Below are 17084 nucleotides of genomic sequence, written 5' to 3' on the forward strand. Positions count from 1 at the left end.
GCCCGTACCCACCGCGTGATCACCTACGACCGCCGCGGGATCGCGCGGAGCGGCGCGGGCGACGGGCCGGTCACGATGGAGCGCCACGCCGACGACGCGGCCGCCCTCCTGGACGCCGTGGCGGACGGTCCCGCCGCGGTGGTCGGGGTCAGCATCGGCGCCCTGCTCGGGCTGCACCTGGTGGCCCGGCGGCCGGGTGCGGTGTCCGTCCTGGTCGCGCACGAGCCGCCGATGGCGGCCCTGGTGCCCGACGACGACGCGCGCCGGGCACTGGACCGGGCCGCCGAACTCGCCCGCGACGACGTGTGGGCGGCGATCGAGCACATGGCCGCGTTCACCGGGGCCGGCGACACCGCCGAGCCGGGCCATCGGCCCTCGCCGCCCGCCGGAGACCTGGAGTCCGGGCTGCGATGGTTCTTCGCCCACGACGTCCCGGCCGTGCGGGCGTCGACCCTCGGGCCCGACCGGGTCGCGGCGTCCGGGGCGACCGTGGTGCCGACCGGTGGTGTGCAGTCGCGCGGCCGCTGGGAGTACCGCTGCGCGCAGGCCCTGGCGGCCGGGCTCGGCCGCGAGCTCGTCGAGCTGCCCGGCGGGCACAACGGTCCGGTGGCGCACCCGGGCGCGTCGTCGGTCGCCCTGCGCGCGCTCGTCACCGCGGCGTGACGGCCGTTCCGATGGGCGACATCCGGATCGGGACCTCGGGCTGGCGGTACCCGCCGTGGCGGGGCACGTTCTATCCCTCAGGGCTCGTGCAGCGTCGCGAGCTGGAGTACCTGTCCCGGGCCGTCACCAGCATCGAGATCAACGGCTCGTTCTACTCGCTGCAGCGGCCGGAGAACTACCGGGCGTGGGCCGCCGAGGTCCCGATGGGCTTCGTGTTCTCGGTGAAGGGCCCGCGGTTCGTCACGCACATGAAGCAGCTGCGCGACGTCGAGACCCCGATCGCCAACTTTCTCGCCTCCGGGGTGCTGGCCCTGGGCGTCACGCTCGGGCCGGTGCTCTGGCAGCTCCCACCGCGGATGCGCTTCGACGCCGACCGCATGGCCCGGTTCCTGCAGCTGCTCCCGCACACCACGTCCGCCGCCGCTGCGCTGGCCGCACGGCACGACGAGCGCCTCGAGGGACGGGCGCTGACCGTCGCCGAGGCCGACCGTCCCGTCCGGCACGCGATCGAGCCGCGGCACGAGTCCTTCCGCGATCCGGGCTTCGCCGCGCTGCTGCGCGAGCACGGTGTGGCGACCGTGGTGTCGGACTCCGACGGTGCCTGGCCGCGGTTCGACGACGTGACCACCGACCTGGTCTACGCCCGGCTGCACGGCGACGCCGAGCTCTACGCGAGCGGCTACAGCGCGGCGGCCCTGGACGGCTGGGCGGAGCGGATCCGGGCCTGGGCCGACGACGGCCGCGACGTGGTCGTCTACTTCGACAACGACGTGAAGGTGCACGCGCCCTATGACGCCGTCGCGCTGGCCGAGCGGCTCGGCGTCGCCCCCGCCGGTCCTGCGTGATCCGTTTGCCGCCCGGTGATTGGTTCGTTCGGTCGAGTGAATGTGGTGTTCGGCCGTACTCAATGCTGATGAGACGGGCGGTTGCGGCGATAACGCCGGCCGGCGGGGCACGACATCCCGGACGTGACCACACCAGAGACGCCCTACGGGCAGCCGCGCAGCACCACCCCACCTCAGGCTCCTGCCGGAGGGCCGCAGCAGGCATACCGCCACGCCGCGTCGGAGCAGCCCTCCCACGACCGCGCCGCGTACACGCAGCTGTCCTACGGGCAGCAGATCCACGGCAACGAGCCGCGTGGCCGGCACGGGCAGGCCCCGCAGCAGCCCTACGGCCGGGAGCCGTTCGCTCAGCAGGCGGGTCCGCAGGGCCGGGTTCCGCAGGCGCCGGGGTATCAGGCCCAGGGGTACCAGGCCCCGGGGTACCAGGCCGGGGACCCGCAGTCCTTCGGGCCCGGCCGCCCGCAGGCCACCGGGCACAGCGGCCCGCAGCAGGTCCCCGGGCACAGCGGTCCGCAGCAGATGCCCGGCCAGCAGGCCGCCACGCAGGCTCCTGCCTACGCCGTGGACGCCCGCGGGATCCCGGCGCAGCCCGCCTACGGTCAGCCTGCAGGCCTGCCGCAGGCGACCGCAGTGCGATCTCCGAGGAATGGACTCGGCATCGCCGCGCTCTGCCTCGGCATCGTCGGAATGCTGTTCGCTCTGGTGCCCTTCACCGGGTTCGTCGCCTTCGCTCTCGGAGCGATCGGGATCATCCTCGGCCTGGTCGGCTTCTCGCGGGCCCGGAAGCGCGTGGCTACGAACCTCAAGACTGCCGTCACCGGCACGGTCTTGTCGGTCATCGCGATCGCTCTGGGAATCTGGGGCATGGTCATCGTGTTCAGCGGGCTCAACCAGCTGGCCACCGACCTCGAGAACATTCCCACGGTTTCGAGCCCCGCGACGACCGGCGATGGTGCCGCCGCCCTGCCGGCCGATGTCACCGTCCCCGCTGTTGCCGGTCCGCGTACCTTCCAGCTCGAGATCACCGGCGACGCTTCGAAGATGATGGTGTCCTACGGGACCGACAGCGCAATGAGCTCCGCCTCGGGATATCAGTCCTTGCCCTGGCGCAAGACCGTGGAGACCAGCGGCGACTATGCATTCGCCAGCGTCTCGGCTTTCAGCTCCGGGCCCGGCTCGATCACCTGCACGATCACCGACACCGCGACCGGGCAGGTCATGGCCTCGAAGACTGCTGAATCCCTCGATGACAGCCAGTACGCCTCGGCCAACGTCGCCTGCAACTCCATGGGCTACTGAGGCGAACCCCGCAGACTCGACCAGGTCGGCTGATCTCCCGACACCGCGCCTCCACCGGGCCGCGCAAGGTGGTCACGCACGGAGCGGCCCGGTGGCCACGAGACCCCTTCCCGGGGACGCCCGGGAAGGGGTCTCTGCCGTCTGAAGCAGGGTCAGCGGCTGGCCGCACGCCGGTACTGGGCGGTCGCGAGCGGTGCGAACACGGCGATCACCACCACGGCCCAGATCAGCGTGTAGAGCTGCGGGTGCTGCAGCGACCAGGCCTGCGACGCGATCGCGTTCGGGTTCGGGTCGGGGTTGCCGAACAGCTCCCGGGCCGCCTGGGTGACCGCCGAGACGGGGTTCCACTCCGCGAAGACCCGGAGCGGGCCGGGCAGCGTCCCGAGCGGGACGAACGTGTTGGCCACGAACGTCAGCGGGAAGATGATGATGAACGAGGCGTTGTTGATGACCTCGGGGCTGGGGATGAGCAGCCCGATCCACGCCATGATCCAGGAGATGGCGTAGGCGAACACCAGCAGCAGCACGAACCCCCACAGCGCCTCGAGGAAAGAGGTGTTGATCCGCCACCCGACGAGCAGGCCGGTCACCGACATCACGACCAGGACGATCACGTTGTTCACGACGTCGGACAGCGTGCGCCCGGTCAGCACGGCCGACGAGGACATCGGCAACGACCGGAAGCGGTCGATGATGCCCTTCTTCACGTCCTCGGCGAGCCCGGCGCCGGTGTTCGTCGCCCCGAACACGACGGTCTGGGCGAAGATCCCGGCGATCAGGAACTCCCGGTAGCCCGCCCCGCCACCGCTCGGGTCGATCGCGCCGCCGAACACGTACGCGAACAGCAGCACGAACATGATCGGCGAGAGCGTGGTGAAGACCAGCAGGTCGGGCACCCGCTTGATCTTGATCAGGTTCCGTTTGGCGACGACCCCGGCGTCGGATGCCATGTTCAGGACGCTCATGACCGCACCTCCGCCGTCACCGGCTCGTCGATATCGGAATCGGATCCGTCGGTGGGCCGCCCGGTGAGGGTGAGGAACACGTCGTCGAGCGTGGGTCGGCGCAGGCCCGCGTCGTCCACCTTGATCCCGCCGGCACGCAACCGGTCCAGCGCGTCGCGCAGCACGTCGACACCTCCGGAGACCGGCATCGTCATCGACCGCCGGTGTTCGTCGAGCACCGGCGGGCCGACCCCGAGCGGGCCCATCAGCTCCGCCACCGGCGTCAGCGCGCCCGGGTCCGAGACGGTGACCTCCAGCCGCTCGCCACCGACCTGCGCCTTGAGCTGGTCGGCGGTGCCGCGGGCGATCACCTTGCCGTGGTCGATGACCACGATCTCGTCGGCCAGCGCGTCCGCCTCCTCCAGGTACTGGGTGGTGAGTAGCACCGTCGTCCCGCGGGCGACGAGGCGGCGGATCACCTCCCACAGGTCGGTGCGGCTGCGCGGGTCCAGACCGGTCGTCGGTTCGTCGAGCAGCAGCACCGGCGGGTCCGCGACCAGCGCGCCGGCCAGGTCGAGGCGGCGGCGCATCCCGCCGGAGTAGGTCCGGGTCGGCCGGTCCCCGGCGTCGGCCAGGTCGAACTGTTCCAGCAGTTCACGCGCGCGCACGCGGCTGTGCTTACGGCCCAGGTGGTACAGCCTGCCGATCATCTCCAGGTTCTCGTAGCCGGTGAGGTACTCGTCGACGGCCGCGTACTGGCCGGAGAGCCCGATCCGGCTGCGGACCGCGCGCGGGTCCGCCAGGACGTCCACCCCTGCGACCTCGGCCTGTCCGGCGTCGGGCCGGAGCAGCGTGGTCAGCACGCGTACCGCCGTCGTCTTGCCCGCGCCGTTCGGGCCCAGCAGGCCGAGCACCGTGCCTTCGCGGACCGTGAGGTCCACCCCGTCGAGCGCCTTCACCGCTCCGTAGTGCTTGACCAGACCCGTGGCGCGGATCGCGTCCGCCATCGTGGTTCTCCCTCGTCGCCATGCCCATCGCGAGCAGGGGCCACTGTGCCCGAGGCCCCCGACAGTTTCGACCGGGTTGATGCCCCGGACTCATCGCCGGAGGGACGAACGGGGAGCTCAGCGGTGCCGGGCGGCGTGCGCGAGCAACATCCGGCGTCCGACCAGCATGCCGGCCGCGGAGACGAGCATGACCACGGCGCTCACGGTCCAGGCGACCGGGAACGACACGTGCGCGGCCAGCGTGCCGAACACGATCGGGCCGCCGAACCCGCCCGCGTACACCCCGACCTGCACGATCGACGTCGCCGCGGCCGGCGCCGACGGGTTGAGCCGCACCACCGCGAACTGCAGCAGCCCCGGCCAGGCCCATCCCAGACCGAACGCCAGGATCGTGCCGACGACCAGTGCGGGAGCACCCGGCACGGCGAGCAGCCCGAACCCGGCCGCGCCCAGCGCCAGGCTCCCGGCCACGAACGCGATGTGCTGCCCCTCGCGCCTATCCGCCAGCCAGCCGTGCAGCATCCGCATGCTCAGCCCGACGACGCTGCCCATGGTCAGCACGAGCCCGGCCAGACCCGGGTCGACGCCCCGGTCCACGGCCGAGGCGACGAGGAAGATCCCCAGCGCCGTCGCGGTGCCGGCGGCCAGCCCGGAGGCGGCGCCGATCACGCCGAGGGCGGCCGTCGCGCGTTGGCCCTTGGCCGGCTTCGACGGCGGCGGCTCGGCGTTCGCCTTCGGGGTCAGCGTCCAGGCGGCCAGGGCGAGCACGGCGCCGATCGCGTAGGCCCAGCGCCACCCGATCGTCAGCGCGACGCCCGGGACGGCGGCGCCGGCCAGCAGCGTCGCGGTCGGGATCGCGGCCTGCTTCACCCCGAACGACAGGCCCAGCCGGTGCTCGGGCACCGACCGGGCCAGCGTCAGGTTCGACGACAGCTGCCCCATCACGTTGCACCAGGCCCCGCACAGCAGCAGCACCACCAGCGACGCGTAGTTGCGCGCCCCCAGCGCCAGCGCGGCCATCAGCACCGCGGCGCCGACGACGGCGATCCGGCTGGTCACGCGCGACCCGACGCGCTCGACGAGCATCCCGACCGGCAGCGAGAACAGGGCGCTGACACCGAAGTAGAGCGCCACCGCCAGTCCGAGCCCGGACGAGTCGAAGCCGAGCTCGGAGGTGAGCTGCACCGACAGCGCGCCGGTCAGGAACACCGGCAGCACCGACACCGTCGTCACCGCGACGGCACCGCCCGCGACCCGGAACGCGGTGGGTCCGACGGCCACGGGTTCCGTTGCGATGCTCACGATGAGCAACGCTAACCGATTCGTCCGGGTCCTGGTCCCCTCCGGCGACCGAACCCACACCGCGAGACGTCGCCGACGGGTCCCGGAGGGTCCCCTCGCTCACCGGGGCGTCCCGAGGGGTCCCCTCGGGACGCGCGCGCCGGGTCTCAGCCGCGGATGCGCGAGGCCCCGTGCCCGGACCACTCCTTCTCACGCAGCTCGAACTTCTGCACCTTGCCGGTGGAGGTCTTGGGCAGCTCGTCGACGATCTCGACGGACTTGGGTGCCTTGTACCGGGCGATCTTCGACTTGACGTGGTCGATGATCTCCTGCGGCTCGGCGGAGCCACCCTGCCTGAGCACGACGAACGCCTTCGGAACCTCGCCCCACTTCTCGTCCGGCACGCCGACGACCGCGGCCTCGAGCACCGCGGAGTGCGACACGACGGCCTGCTCCACCTCGACGGTCGAGATGTTCTCCCCACCGGAGATGACGACGTCCTTGGCCCGGTCGCGCAGCTCGACGTAGCCGTCCGGGTGCACGACGCCGAGGTCGCCGGAGTGGAACCAGCCGCCGGCGAAGGCCTCCTCGGTCTTCTCCGGGTCGAGGTAGTAGCCCTTCATGACGTTGTTGCCGCGCATCACGATCTCGCCCATCGCGGTGCCGTCGCGGGCGACGTCGTTCATCTGCTCGTCGACCACGCGCACGCGGTCGGTGCAGATCATCCCGACGCCCTGGCGCGCCTGCAGCGCGGCCCGCTCCTCGGCGTCGAGGTCGTCCCAGGCGTGCTGGTACTGGTTCACCGAGTACGGGCCGTAGGTCTCGGTGAGGCCGTACACGTGCACGATCCGGAAGCCCATCCGCTCCATCTGCAGGATCGTGGTCGGGCTGGGCGGCGCGCCCGCGGTGGTGATCACCAGCTGGTAGTCCAGGGTGACCGCCTCGGCCGCGTTCATGATCGTCGTGACGACGGTCGGCGCGCCGTTGAGGTGCGTGACCCGGTGCTCGGAGATCAGCCCCCAGATGACGTCGCCGCGCACTTCGCGCAGGCAGACGTGGGTGCCGCCGATCGCGGTCACCGCCCACGGGGTGCACCAGCCGTTGCAGTGGAACATCGGCAGCGTCCACAGGTACACCGAGTCCGGGGTGTGCGTGGAGTGCACGATCTCGCCGAACGAGTTCAGATAGGCGCCGCGGTGGTGGTACTCGACGCCCTTGGGGTTGCCGGTGGTGCCGGACGTGTAGTTGATCGACAGGGTGCCGCGCTCGTCGTCGACGGCCCAGGGGAGCGGCTCGTCGGACCCGCGCGCCAGCAGGTCGGCGTAGGAGACACCGGAGCCGGTGCCGTCCCCGGGCGCGGCCTCGTCGACCACGGTGACGATCTCGGCGACCGTCTTCAGATCGCCCGCGAGCGGGCGCACGGTCTCGTACAGGACCGCGTCCACGACCAGGACCTTCGCCCCGGAGTGGTCGAGGATGTAGCGGACCTCCTCGGTGGACAGCCGCGTGTTGATCGCGACCAGCACCGCGCCGGCCAGTGGCACCGCGAAGTGCGCGACCAGCATCTCGGGCAGGTTCGGCACCAGGTAGGCGACCCGGTCGCCGGCCTGCACGCCGGAGGCCTGCAGGGCGCGCGCGACGCGGGTGGCCTCGGCCGCGAACTCGGCGTAGGTGTGCCGCCGGTCCCGGTAGACGATGGCCGTCTTGTCCGGGAAGACGTCCGCCGACCGCCCGAGGAACGCCAGTGGTGTGAGGGGCGTGGTCCAGACGTCGGTCATCGTCGACTCCTTCGCGGGCGGTGCCCGGCTCGTGCCGGACAGCGGGCGAAGGCGATCCTCACGAACTCCCGGCCCCCGGGCAACTCCCGGCGGCGGGGGCTCAGCCCTCGGTGATGGTGATGGCGGCCTTGGGGCAGCCGCGGGCGGCCTCCTCGACCTTCGGGCGAAGCTCCTCGCCCGGGTTCTCGTCGAGGATGTAGAGGTAGTCGTCGTCGCGCACCTCGAACACCTCGGGCGCCACGCCCATACAGACGGCGTTGCTCTCACACAGGTCGAAATCCACGTTCACCTTCATCCGGACATGGTGCACCCGATCGGTGGCCCGCGCCGGACTGAGTGTGTCCTGACCTGCGGTAATGCTTGCCTGACCCGAGCCGGTCAGGAGCGGTCGACGGTCGAGGCCGCCGACGGCGACACCGTACGGGCGGCCCCGGTGCCGGGCCCCGGAAAGGTCGGCGGCGGGGTCGTGCGCGGCGCGACGACGGACGTGCCGGTGACCGGGGCTCCGGTCAGGATCGTCATCGGTGTGCGTGTCACCGCGCCGGCCCCGCCGAAGGACCCACCGCCCTGCGGGGTCGTGGCCAGGAGCGCGGCGGTGGACAGGGTCAGGCCGAACGCCAAGGTGGCGCTCAGGGCGATCAGACGTGCTCTGCGGGTGCCGTCCATGGCTGTCCTCCGTCGCGGCGACGGCCGCGCGGTGAGCCGTGGGGAGCGGTAGCGGGCGTCGACCGGACGTCGCGGACGGCCGCCGCCGTGTTACCCGAACGGCCGAGCACAAGCGGAAGTTGGGCCGTTCGGCCCTGCAGATAGGGCCGAACGGCGGTACCTGTCAACGCTCACTCCCGTCGGAGCACCGGACGCAGGGTGTCGAGGACGGAGGCGTCGTCGATCGTGGACGGGACCGGCTCGTCGGTGCCGTCGGCGATCCCGCGCATCGTCTTGCGCAGGATCTTGCCCGACCGCGTCTTGGGCAGCGCCGGGACGATCGCGACGTCCCTGAGCGAGGCGACGGCGCCGATCTGGTCGCGGACCATCGCCACCAGCTCGTCGCGCAGCTGGGTCTCGTAGCCCTCGGCGTCGGGGTCCACGCCGGACTTGAGCACGACGAACCCGCGCGGCACCTGGCCCTTCATGGTGTCCGCGACGCCGATCACCGCGCACTCGGCGACATCGGCGTGCCCGGCCAGGACCTCCTCCATCCCGCCGGTGGACAGCCGGTGGCCGGCCACGTTGATCACGTCGTCGGTGCGGCCCATGACGAACACGTAGCCGTCGTCATCGAGGCGACCGCCGTCGCCGGTGAGGTAGTAGCCCTCGAACGCGGACATGTAGGACTCGACGAAACGCTCGTCGTCGTTCCACAGCGTGAGCAGGGAGCCCGGCGGCATCGGCAGCTTGACCACGATCGCGCCGTCGGTGCCGGCCTCGACCGGCCTGCCGTCGGTGTCGAGGATCTGCACGTCCCAGCCCGGCATCGGCCGGGTCGGCGAACCGGGCTTGATCTCGAGCAGCTCGATCCCGGCCGGGTCGGCCGCGATCGGCCAACCGGTCTCGGTCTGCCACCAGTGGTCGATCACCGGGATCTCCAGCAGCTCCGAGGCCCAGCGGTAGGTCTCCGGGTCCAGGCGCTCGCCGGCCAGGAACAGGTACTTCAGCTTCGACAGGTCGTACTCCCGGGTGAACCTCCCGTCCGGGTCCTCCTTCTTGATCGCCCGGAACGCGGTCGGCGCGGTGAACATCGACTTCACGTCGTTCTCCGCGATCACCCGCCAGAACTGCCCGGCGTCCGGGGTGCCGACCGGCTTGCCCTCGTAGAGAACGGTGGTGGCCCCGGCCAGCAGCGGCGCGTAGACGATGTAGGAGTGCCCGACGACCCAGCCGACGTCGGACGCGGTGAACATCGCCTCGCCCGGGCCGACGTCGTAGACGTTGGGCATCGACCAGTTCAGCGCCGTGGCGTAGCCGCCGGTGTCGCGCACGACGCCCTTCGGCTTCCCGGTCGTCCCCGAGGTGTAGAGGATGTAGAGCGGGTCGGTGCTCTTCACCGGCACCGGGTCGGCCGGGGCCGCGGTCTTCACGGCCTGCGCCCAGTCGACGTCGTCGGCGCCCATCGACGCCTGCGCCTGCGGGCGCTGCAGCACGACGTTGCGCTCGGGCTTGTGCGTGGACAGCTCGATCGCCTTGTCCAGCAGCGGCTTGTACTCGATCACCCGCTTGCCCTCGATGCCGCAGGACGCGGACACCATGACCTTCGGTGCGGCGTCGTCGATCCGGACCGCGAGCTCCTTGGCCGCGAACCCGCCGAACACCACCGAGTGGATCGCGCCCAGGCGCGCGCAGGCCAGCATCGCGACCGCGGCCTCGGGGACCATCGGCATGTAGAGCACGACCCGGTCGCCGTAGCCGACTCCCAGGTCACGCAGGACGCCGGCGAACATCGCGACCTCGTCGCGCAGCTGGGAGTAGGTGTAGGTGCGCTTGGTGTCGGTGACGGGGGAGTCGTAGACCAGCGCGGCCTGCTCGCCGCGGCCGGCGTCGACGTGGCGGTCCAGCGCGTTGTGCGCGATGTTCAGCTCACCGTCGGGGAACCACCGGTAGAACGGCGGGTTCGACTCGTCCAGGGCGCGCGTGGGTGCGGTGTACCAGTCCAGCGACTCGGCCGCGCGCAGCCAGAACCCCTCGCGGTCCTCGACGCTGGATCGGAAGATCTCCTCGTAGGTGCCCACGTCCTGCGTCCTCTCCCAGACTCGTCCCGGAACCGGGGTCCCGGTCCTGCGACCTCGTGGCCGCCGACACTATGGGCTCGCCCCGACAGTCCGCAGCCCCGCGATCGGGCAGGGTCGCGCCCCCGCTCGTCCCGTCCGGATGGCCGATCGCCCCAGAGTCACCGATGGTCGACGTAACGTGACCGCGATTGCGATCGACATGCCCCGTGCGGGGGGTGGGCCGACGGCGGGCCGGGCCCCCGGCCGTCGGGAGGTGCGGTGATCGGGACGTCCGGAGTGCGGGCGCGGGTGCCGGGCGGCGCGGCCGTGCTGGTGGTTCTCGCCCTGTCCGCGCTGGCCGGAGGCTGCGCCAGGGCGTCGCCGGTCGCGGCGGCCGCGTCCTCGTGCGGCGCGGCCTGGGTGACCGCGTGGAACGCCTCGGGGCAGTCCGTCCCCGGTGACCAGCTCGCCGGGCGCACCCTGCGCATGCAGGCCCGCCCCCAGACCGACGGCACCCAGGTGCGGCTGCGGCTGTCCAACCGCTACGGCGACGGGCCGCTGGTGATCGGCGCGACGACGGCGGCCCGCGGCGGCTCCGGACCGGCCGCGACCGATGTGGTCCCGGTCCTGGTCGCCGGGCGTCCGGGCGTCACGATCCCGGCGGGACAGGACGTGCTCACCGACCCGGTGCCGATCGCCGTCACCGCCGGGGTGCCGCTCGCGGTGAGCATGTTCCTGGCCGAGGTCCCGAGCCGGATCAGCTCGCACCCGGTGGCCCTGCAGACGGCCTACCTCTCCGGCCCCGGGGACGGGACGTCCGACCTCGACGGCGCGGGTTTCGACACGACGCTGCAGTCGTGGCCGGTGCTGGCCGGGGTGGACGTGCTCGCCCCGCGGCCGGCCGCGTCGATCGTGCTGATCGGCGACTCGCTGGTCGACGGCGTCGGCAGCACCCCGGACGGCCAGGACCGCCTGACCGACGCGCTCGCCGCCCGCCTGCGCGGCGCCGGCGGCGACCGGACGATGACGGTGCTCAACGCCGGCCTGTCGCGCAACCAGCTCCTCGACGACGACCCGAGCGACGGCGGCGACTCCCCGCTGACCCGCTTCGAGGCCGACGTGGCCGGCGGACCCGCGACCCGCGACGTGCTCCTGCAGGCCGGCACGAACGACATCGAGGCCGGCGCGAGCGCGGCGGAGATCGTCGACGGCCTCACCCGGTTCGCCGAGGTGGTGCGGGACTCCGGGCGCCGGGTGATCCTGGTGACGATCCCGCCGTCGACGCAGTCGGCGCGCGGCACCCCACGGGGGATCGCCGTGCGCGACGAGGTGAACGACTGGGTGCGGGCCCGGGGCGCCGAGCAGGCCGACGTCGTCGTGGACTTCGCCGCGGCGCTCGCCGACCCGTCCGACCCGCGGCGGCTGCGCCCGGCCTTCGACTCCGGCGACGGGCTGCACCCGTCCCCGGCCGGCTACCGGGCGATGGCCGACGCGATCCCGGCCCGAGCACTGAGCGGCAGCCCGTGCCTGGTCGGGACGGCGGCGACGCCGGCCGTCGCGGAAGGGCGCTGAGCGGGAGCTCAGGCCAGCGCGTAGCCCGCCTCGTCGACGGCCGCGACGATCGCGGCGTGGTCGAGCTCGCGGTCCGAGGTGACGGTGACGGCGCCGGTGGGCAGGTCGACCGCGACCTCGACCACACCGTCGATCTCGCTGATCTCCTCGGTGACCGAGGCGACGCAGTGCTCGCAGGTCATGCCGGTGACGGTGATGTCGGTGCGGTGGGTGGTGTCGATCGACACGGGTTCCTCCTGGGGGGTGTGCGGGGAGTTGGGGCCGGATCAGGACCGGACGAGCCGGGCGATCGCGTCCGTGGCCTCCTGGACCTTCGCCTCGCCCTCGGCGGTGCCGGCGCGCGCGGCGTCGGCCACGCAGCCGGACATGTGCTCGGAGAGCAGTTCCAGCGCGAAGGACTGCAGCGCGCGGGTGGCCGCGGAGACCTGGGTGAGCACGTCGATGCAGTAGACGTCCTCGTCGACCATCCGCTGCAGGCCGCGCACCTGCCCCTCGATCCGACGCAGCCTGCGCAGGTGCTCGTCGCGATGATCGGCGTAAGCGGGCATCGTTCCTCCTCGGGCGCGGCCACGACTACACCGACGAGCATACCCCTCCGGGGTAGGCCCGGTCGGACCCGCCGGTGTTCGGACGGTGATCGGAACCGGGGGCCCGTCACCCGGGAAGGGGCATGCGTGGGCCCCCCACGGTAGGTAACGTCTTGGTCACGGCCACAGGCGGTGGCGGCCTATCGGGGAGGCGTCATGAGCGGGATCAGCAGCACGAGGCGAAACGTCGAGGACGACAGGGGGACCGGCTCGATCCCGGCCCCGCGCAGCGCGGCCGACGCGTTCCGGGTGTCCGACGAGCAGGTGGCGAACGCCCGCCTCGTCGTGGCGAAGAACGCCGAGAGCTCCGAGGATCTCCGCGAGATGCTCGACATGCTCGGGTTGATCTCGTCGAACCCGGACCAGCCGCCGCCGGTCTCCCGCTGAGATCGACTCCATCGGCGGCCTGAGCAGCCACGACGGCGTGAAGGAGGGGGCGACTGCGGTCGCCCGGAAGGCCTGTCCTATGCTTTGCTGGCTCCCAACGGACAGCCGTTGGAGGCAGGGATCTCCTCCGGGTGGTCCACGCCCCCATCGTCTAGCGGCCTAGGACTCCGCCCTTTCAAGGCGGCAGCGCGGGTTCGAATCCCGTTGGGGGTACGGTAGGCACAGCTCCACAGCATGGCCCAGTGGCGCAGTTGGTTAGCGCGTCGCCCTGTCACGGCGAAGGTCGCGGGTTCGAGTCCCGTCTGGGTCGCTCCACTCTCTGGTTGTCCCGGTTCATCCGGGCGCCGGGGCCAGGTAGCTCAGTTGGTACGAGCGTCCGCCTGAAAAGCGGAAGGTCGGCGGTTCGACCCCGCCCCTGGCCACACCTTCCGGTCAGCGGCTCTCCGCAACCTCGCCCGTGCTCCGCTCACGATCAGGCACTCAGGACGTGACGTCGGGCAGCACCGGCCGCAGTGCCTCCCACCGGGCGATCTCGCATCCGCCGCTGCGCGCGAACGACGCGTCGACCGGACGCCCGCCCCAGGTGCCGGTGATCTCCGCCGTCTCCGGTCCGCCGAACTGCATCGTGCACATCGCGTCGGCCGGGACCGGCTCGAAAGCCGCGGTGCCGCCGGTTCGGGCCAGCTCGTCGAGACGCTCGCAGGCCGCGCGGTCGTCGTCGGCGTCGTCGGTGCAGTCCAGGGTGACGGTGCCGTCGTGCGCGCCGGACCCGGCGACGATGACCTGCAGCCGGCTCACCGGCGCCGCCGGGGTGGCGGCGAAGGCGAGCGGGACCAGGTAGGTCAGGATGCCGGCGACGAGCCCGGCCAGGGCCAGCAGCGCGACCACGGTGATCCATCCACGACGTCGCAGCATCGTCAGCACCCGCCCCGACGGGTCGGACGCGGGCCGCGGGGAGCTGGAGCCGTCATGCCCCGAACCGTACAGATCGGGCACGCCCCGACCGCCGGGAGCGGGTCCGACGCCTCCGGACGTCACGAGGGTGGAACCTGCGCGCGGCGCGCCACGTTGGACTCTGCAGATGCCGGCGGTACGACGGGCCGGCTCCACGACGGAAGGACCGCTCGTCCATGCCCCGACCAGGAAATCCCGGCCGGCGCCACCGGCGACGGATCGCGCTCGCCGCGGTGCTCGGCGGAGCGGCCGCCGGGGTCGTGCTCCCGGACCGGCTGCGGATCGACCATCGGTTCCCGATCGTCGACATGATCGCGTGGCGGCCCCAGGCCTCGGTCCTGACGCTCGGGAGCGCCGGACTGCTCGGGATCGCGAGAGCCACCCGACCCGCCGCGGCGGCGGTGGGCGCGGTCGGGCTGGCCGGGCTGGTGTCGGTCGCGGGCCGGCTCCGCCGCCGGGCCGAGCCGGCGCCGACGGGGGAGTCCGTGACGATCCTGGCCGCGAACGTGCTGGTCGGACGCGGGGACACCGGCGCGCTGGCCGCGTTGATCGTGCGCGAGCGTCCGGACGTGGTGGTGCTGCCCGAGGCCGGGCCGGACTTCCGCGACAAGCTCGTGCCGATGCTCGGCGAGACCGGGTACCGGTCCTGGACCTCCACCGCGCCGGGAACCTCCGACGGCCGGGGCGTGACCGTACTGGCCTCGGCCCGGGCCGGAGACGTCGCGGTCGTCGCGGATCAGGCGATGCGGCTGCGCCACCTCGAGGTGTCCGGCGGGATCCTCGGCGGGCGGCGGCTGTTCGCCGTGCACACCTCGGCGCCGGTGCACCGCCGGTTCACCGCGGCGTGGTGCCGTGAGCTGGACGCGATCCGCGGGTGGACGCACGGGCCGGTGGCGCCGATCGTCGTCGGGGACCTGAACGCCACGCTCGACCACTCCCGTCTCCGGGCCGCCCTCGGGGGCTGCCGCAGCGCCGCCGACGGGACCGGGCGCGGCCTGGTCGCGACGTTCCCGGCGTCCACCCCGCGCTGGTTCGGCATCCAGATCGACCACGTGCTCGTCCCGCGGGCGTCGGTGACGAGCCGGTTCGAGGTGCACGACCTCCCCGGCACCGACCACCGGGCGGTGCTCACGACGGTGCACCTGCCGCCGGGGTGACCGGTGCGGGCCGCGGTCGTGTCCCCGAGCTCCGCAGGACCAGCGCCACCCCGACGGCGGCGGCCACGACGATCACGGCCAGCGCGGACACGGTGACGGCGTCCGGCGCGACGAGCGGCTGCCCGCGCAGCGCCTGCCAGGTCGTCAGCGCCACCACCGCCGCGTAGGCGGCCGTACCGATGCCGACGAGCCGCAGGCGCGTCGCGGACGAGGCCAGGACCCCGCCCCGCGCGGCCAGGAGCTCGAGGCCGATCAGGAGCAGCGGGATCGCCTGCAGCGCGTGCATGCCGAGGAAGTGCGGGACCCGCAGGTCCCCGCCCGCGGTGCTCCAGCCGAGCAGCGCCAGGCCGGGCCCGCCGTCCGGGAGCCCGACCGTGTGCGCCCCCGCGATGCCCCGGAAGTCCGCGAGCTGGGCGGTCGTCGGGCTCGTCATCAGGAACCCCAGCCCCATCCCGACCAGCGCGAGGACCGCGCCGGACCGGATCGCGAACGTCCGGGCCGGGTCGCCGCCCCGCAGCCCGAACAGGCCGGCCGCCAGGTACATCGTGGCCAGCCAGACGACGACGATGGAGACCGCCATCGCCGTCCACATGGCGGCGTCGAACGGTGTGGACACGTTGAAGTGGCTGGTCGTGCCGCGGACGGCCTGCACGACGATCACGACCATCTCGACGGCGAGCAGGACCGCGGCCACCGTCCCGGCCGCGTGCACCCCGCGGGCACGTCCCCGGCGGGACCGGACCTCCTCGGCCAGCCACGACCAGGTCACCGCATAGATCGCGACCGAGACCGCGAACTTGGTGGGCTTGTCCCAGGCGCCCAGACCGGTGACCGTGCGCGGGTCGGCGACCATGCCGACGACCCCGACGACGGTGAGCGCGGCCATCGCCACCGCGAGAACCATCAACGGGCGGTGCCGGCTCAGAGTCGCACGCGGAGAGGGGAAGGCCTGGATCGGCGGGACGGAGGCGGTCATGGCTACTCCCGGTCTGTGGTGGGCGGGAAGTGCTTGGCGGAGAAGCTCTCCTGGGCCATCCGGCGCAGGGCGGCGAGCAGCGCGTCGCCGAGAACGGTGCCGACGAGCGCGGCCTCGGCCCGGTCCCCGCGGTCCTGCAGGTCGGCGACCGGGGCGAGGTCCGCCTCGGCGATGCGTTCGGCGGCGCGGGCGTAGTCGTCCAGCTTCGCCGTGAAGCGCTCCTGCCCGAGCCGGTGCATGCGGGCCAGGACCGAGGCGGCCGAGCGGCGGGCCGGAGCATGCTCGCTGACGTGCCAGCCGTTGCGGGCCAGCATCGCCTCGACCTCGGCGACGGCCCGGTCGTGGTGGTCGTCCTGATCGTCGTCGGTGTCGGCGGTGATCGCGTAGACGGCCTTGCCGAGCATCGCGTGCACGGGAGTGTCCGGATCGTCGACGGCGGCGAGCACGTCGCGCACGGTGGCGATCGGCAACCCACCGACCTCGACCAGGGACCGGATCAGCCGCAGGCGACGCACGTGGGTGTCGTCGTAGCGGGCCTGGTTCGGCGATGTCGTCGCGCCCCGGTGCAACAGGCCCTCACGCAGGTAATACTTGATCGTCGCGACGGGAACGCCGGAGATGCTGGAGAGTCCGGAGACGCGCATGTGGATACTGTAACTATCCGATAGTGGTGCTGTCCATCGATTCCTGCGGGCGCGATGCGGGAGGTCGGTGGCGCGGCCCCGGGGGAGGACGTCGACGATGACCACGGAGCGGGCCCTCGGGCCGAGCGAGCGGGTACAGGACTACACGTCGCGGTTCGGCCGGTTCCTGTCCGAGCAGGTCGAGCCGCTGGAGGCGGAGCTCGGGGCGAAGGGGCTGGGCACCGTCTGGGCGCCGGTGCTCGACGAGAAGGGACGGATGCACCCGGAGGTCTGGCAGGCCCGCCG

At 72.7% G+C, this 17084-nt stretch carries 18 protein-coding genes, 3 tRNA genes and 1 pseudogene; 10 read left to right on the plus strand and 12 right to left on the minus strand.

Translation table 11 applies throughout. The features are described 5' to 3' along the window. From I4I78_RS17215 to I4I78_RS17225, 3 genes are all read left to right on the plus strand, one after another. On the plus strand, positions 1–663 hold a 663-nt coding region (locus I4I78_RS17215), incomplete at its 5' end, for an alpha/beta fold hydrolase (protein ID WP_218612360.1). Between the two features lie 11 nt (positions 664–674). Then, a complete protein-coding gene (locus I4I78_RS17220; protein WP_218612376.1) occupies positions 675–1508 on the plus strand; it encodes a DUF72 domain-containing protein in 834 nt (277 codons plus the stop codon). 519 nt (positions 1509–2027) lie between these two features. Further along, a complete protein-coding gene (locus I4I78_RS17225; protein ID WP_218612361.1) occupies positions 2028–2807 on the plus strand; it encodes a DUF4190 domain-containing protein in 780 nt (259 codons plus the stop codon). 152 nt (positions 2808–2959) lie between these two features. Here I4I78_RS17225 and I4I78_RS17230 read toward each other — a convergent pair whose 3' ends face one another. From I4I78_RS17230 to I4I78_RS17260, 7 genes are all read right to left on the minus strand, one after another. Then, positions 2960–3772: an ABC transporter permease gene (locus I4I78_RS17230; RefSeq protein ID WP_218612362.1), complete on the minus strand. Its 813-nt coding sequence runs from the start codon at positions 3770–3772 to the stop codon at positions 2960–2962. After that, entirely contained in the window at positions 3769–4758 is a 990-nt protein-coding gene (locus I4I78_RS17235) for an ATP-binding cassette domain-containing protein (protein WP_218612363.1), read from the minus strand. The genes I4I78_RS17230 and I4I78_RS17235 overlap by 4 nt, the downstream gene beginning before the upstream one ends. A 117-nt stretch (positions 4759–4875) precedes the next feature. Then, complete coding sequence (locus I4I78_RS17240; protein WP_308252180.1) at positions 4876–6060, minus strand: MFS transporter; 1185 nt, start codon at positions 6058–6060, stop codon at positions 4876–4878. A gap of 146 nt (positions 6061–6206) precedes the next feature. Continuing rightward, positions 6207–7817 (minus strand): acyl--CoA ligase family protein, encoded by a 1611-nt coding sequence (locus I4I78_RS17245; protein WP_218612365.1) that lies wholly within the window; start codon positions 7815–7817, stop codon positions 6207–6209. A gap of 100 nt (positions 7818–7917) precedes the next feature. Continuing rightward, entirely contained in the window at positions 7918–8112 is a 195-nt protein-coding gene (locus I4I78_RS17250) for a ferredoxin (RefSeq protein ID WP_218612366.1), read from the minus strand. Positions 8113–8195: 83 nt separating this feature from the next. Then, positions 8196–8483, minus strand: a complete 288-nt coding sequence (locus tag I4I78_RS17255; RefSeq protein ID WP_218612367.1) for a hypothetical protein — start codon at positions 8481–8483, stop codon at positions 8196–8198. Between the two features lie 170 nt (positions 8484–8653). Then, positions 8654–10543 (minus strand): propionyl-CoA synthetase, encoded by a 1890-nt coding sequence (locus tag I4I78_RS17260; RefSeq protein ID WP_218612368.1) that lies wholly within the window; start codon positions 10541–10543, stop codon positions 8654–8656. A gap of 258 nt (positions 10544–10801) precedes the next feature. Between I4I78_RS17260 and I4I78_RS17265 the strand changes: the two genes are divergently transcribed. Then, positions 10802–12094 carry a GDSL-type esterase/lipase family protein gene (locus tag I4I78_RS17265; RefSeq protein WP_218612369.1) on the plus strand — a complete coding sequence of 431 codons (1293 nt, stop codon included), beginning with the start codon at positions 10802–10804 and terminating at the stop codon, positions 12092–12094. Positions 12095–12102: 8 nt separating this feature from the next. Here the strand turns inward: I4I78_RS17265 and I4I78_RS17270 are convergent, their stop codons facing one another. Then, positions 12103–12321, minus strand: a complete 219-nt coding sequence (locus I4I78_RS17270; RefSeq protein ID WP_308252181.1) for a heavy-metal-associated domain-containing protein — start codon at positions 12319–12321, stop codon at positions 12103–12105. A 39-nt stretch (positions 12322–12360) separates the two neighbouring features. Then, entirely contained in the window at positions 12361–12642 is a 282-nt protein-coding gene (locus I4I78_RS17275; RefSeq protein WP_218612370.1) for a metal-sensitive transcriptional regulator, read from the minus strand. A 195-nt stretch (positions 12643–12837) separates the two neighbouring features. On the opposite strand from I4I78_RS17275, the gene I4I78_RS17280 reads away from it, so the two are divergent. From I4I78_RS17280 to I4I78_RS17295, 4 genes are all read left to right on the plus strand, one after another. Beyond that, positions 12838–13068, plus strand: a complete 231-nt coding sequence (locus I4I78_RS17280; RefSeq protein ID WP_218612371.1) for a hypothetical protein — start codon at positions 12838–12840, stop codon at positions 13066–13068. A gap of 140 nt (positions 13069–13208) precedes the next feature. Further along, positions 13209–13281 (plus strand) — tRNA-Glu (locus tag I4I78_RS17285). A 23-nt stretch (positions 13282–13304) separates the two neighbouring features. After that, a tRNA-Asp gene (locus tag I4I78_RS17290) sits at positions 13305–13378 on the plus strand. Between the two features lie 38 nt (positions 13379–13416). Further along, positions 13417–13490 (plus strand) — tRNA-Phe (locus I4I78_RS17295). A gap of 58 nt (positions 13491–13548) precedes the next feature. Here the strand turns inward: I4I78_RS17295 and I4I78_RS17300 are convergent. Continuing rightward, positions 13549–14064, minus strand: coding sequence for a subtilase-type protease inhibitor (locus I4I78_RS17300; RefSeq protein ID WP_218612372.1), 516 nt, complete (start codon positions 14062–14064; stop codon positions 13549–13551). A gap of 134 nt (positions 14065–14198) precedes the next feature. Between I4I78_RS17300 and I4I78_RS17305 the strand changes: the two genes are divergently transcribed. Continuing rightward, on the plus strand, positions 14199–15179 hold the full coding sequence (locus I4I78_RS17305; protein WP_218612373.1) for an endonuclease/exonuclease/phosphatase family protein: 981 nt from the start codon (positions 14199–14201) through the stop codon (positions 15177–15179). On the opposite strand, the gene I4I78_RS17310 is transcribed toward I4I78_RS17305, so the two are convergent. Together I4I78_RS17310 and I4I78_RS17315 are read right to left on the minus strand one after the other, a co-directional pair. Next, on the minus strand, positions 15151–16155 hold the full coding sequence (locus tag I4I78_RS17310) for a hypothetical protein (RefSeq protein WP_218612374.1): 1005 nt from the start codon (positions 16153–16155) through the stop codon (positions 15151–15153). The two genes, I4I78_RS17305 and I4I78_RS17310, sit on opposite strands and share 29 nt — an antisense overlap. A 2-nt stretch (positions 16156–16157) precedes the next feature. Continuing rightward, on the minus strand, positions 16158–16799 hold the full coding sequence (locus tag I4I78_RS17315; protein WP_218612375.1) for a MerR family transcriptional regulator: 642 nt from the start codon (positions 16797–16799) through the stop codon (positions 16158–16160). Positions 16800–16896: 97 nt separating this feature from the next. Here I4I78_RS17315 and I4I78_RS17320 point away from each other — a divergent pair. Further along, a pseudogene (locus I4I78_RS17320) lies at positions 16897–17084 on the plus strand (acyl-CoA dehydrogenase); the annotation flags it as partial.

Origin of the sequence: Pseudonocardia sp. KRD291, assembly GCF_019263595.1 — a bacterium.
Lineage (GTDB): Bacteria > Actinomycetota > Actinomycetes > Mycobacteriales > Pseudonocardiaceae > Pseudonocardia.

Coding starts and splice junctions, on each gene's coding strand:
- I4I78_RS17220 (WP_218612376.1), top strand. CDS start 675: ATGGGCGACATCCGGATCGGGACCTCGGGCTGGCGGTACCCGCCGTGG.
- I4I78_RS17225 (WP_218612361.1), top strand. CDS start 2,028: ATGCCCGGCCAGCAGGCCGCCACGCAGGCTCCTGCCTACGCCGTGGAC.
- I4I78_RS17230 (WP_218612362.1), bottom strand. CDS start 3,772: ATGAGCGTCCTGAACATGGCATCCGACGCCGGGGTCGTCGCCAAACGG.
- I4I78_RS17235 (WP_218612363.1), bottom strand. CDS start 4,758: ATGGCGGACGCGATCCGCGCCACGGGTCTGGTCAAGCACTACGGAGCG.
- I4I78_RS17245 (WP_218612365.1), bottom strand. CDS start 7,817: ATGACCGACGTCTGGACCACGCCCCTCACACCACTGGCGTTCCTCGGG.
- I4I78_RS17250 (WP_218612366.1), bottom strand. CDS start 8,112: ATGAAGGTGAACGTGGATTTCGACCTGTGTGAGAGCAACGCCGTCTGT.
- I4I78_RS17255 (WP_218612367.1), bottom strand. CDS start 8,483: ATGGACGGCACCCGCAGAGCACGTCTGATCGCCCTGAGCGCCACCTTG.
- I4I78_RS17275 (WP_218612370.1), bottom strand. CDS start 12,642: ATGCCCGCTTACGCCGATCATCGCGACGAGCACCTGCGCAGGCTGCGT.
- I4I78_RS17280 (WP_218612371.1), top strand. CDS start 12,838: ATGAGCGGGATCAGCAGCACGAGGCGAAACGTCGAGGACGACAGGGGG.
- I4I78_RS17305 (WP_218612373.1), top strand. CDS start 14,199: ATGCCCCGACCAGGAAATCCCGGCCGGCGCCACCGGCGACGGATCGCG.
- I4I78_RS17310 (WP_218612374.1), bottom strand. CDS start 16,155: ATGACCGCCTCCGTCCCGCCGATCCAGGCCTTCCCCTCTCCGCGTGCG.
- I4I78_RS17315 (WP_218612375.1), bottom strand. CDS start 16,799: ATGCGCGTCTCCGGACTCTCCAGCATCTCCGGCGTTCCCGTCGCGACG.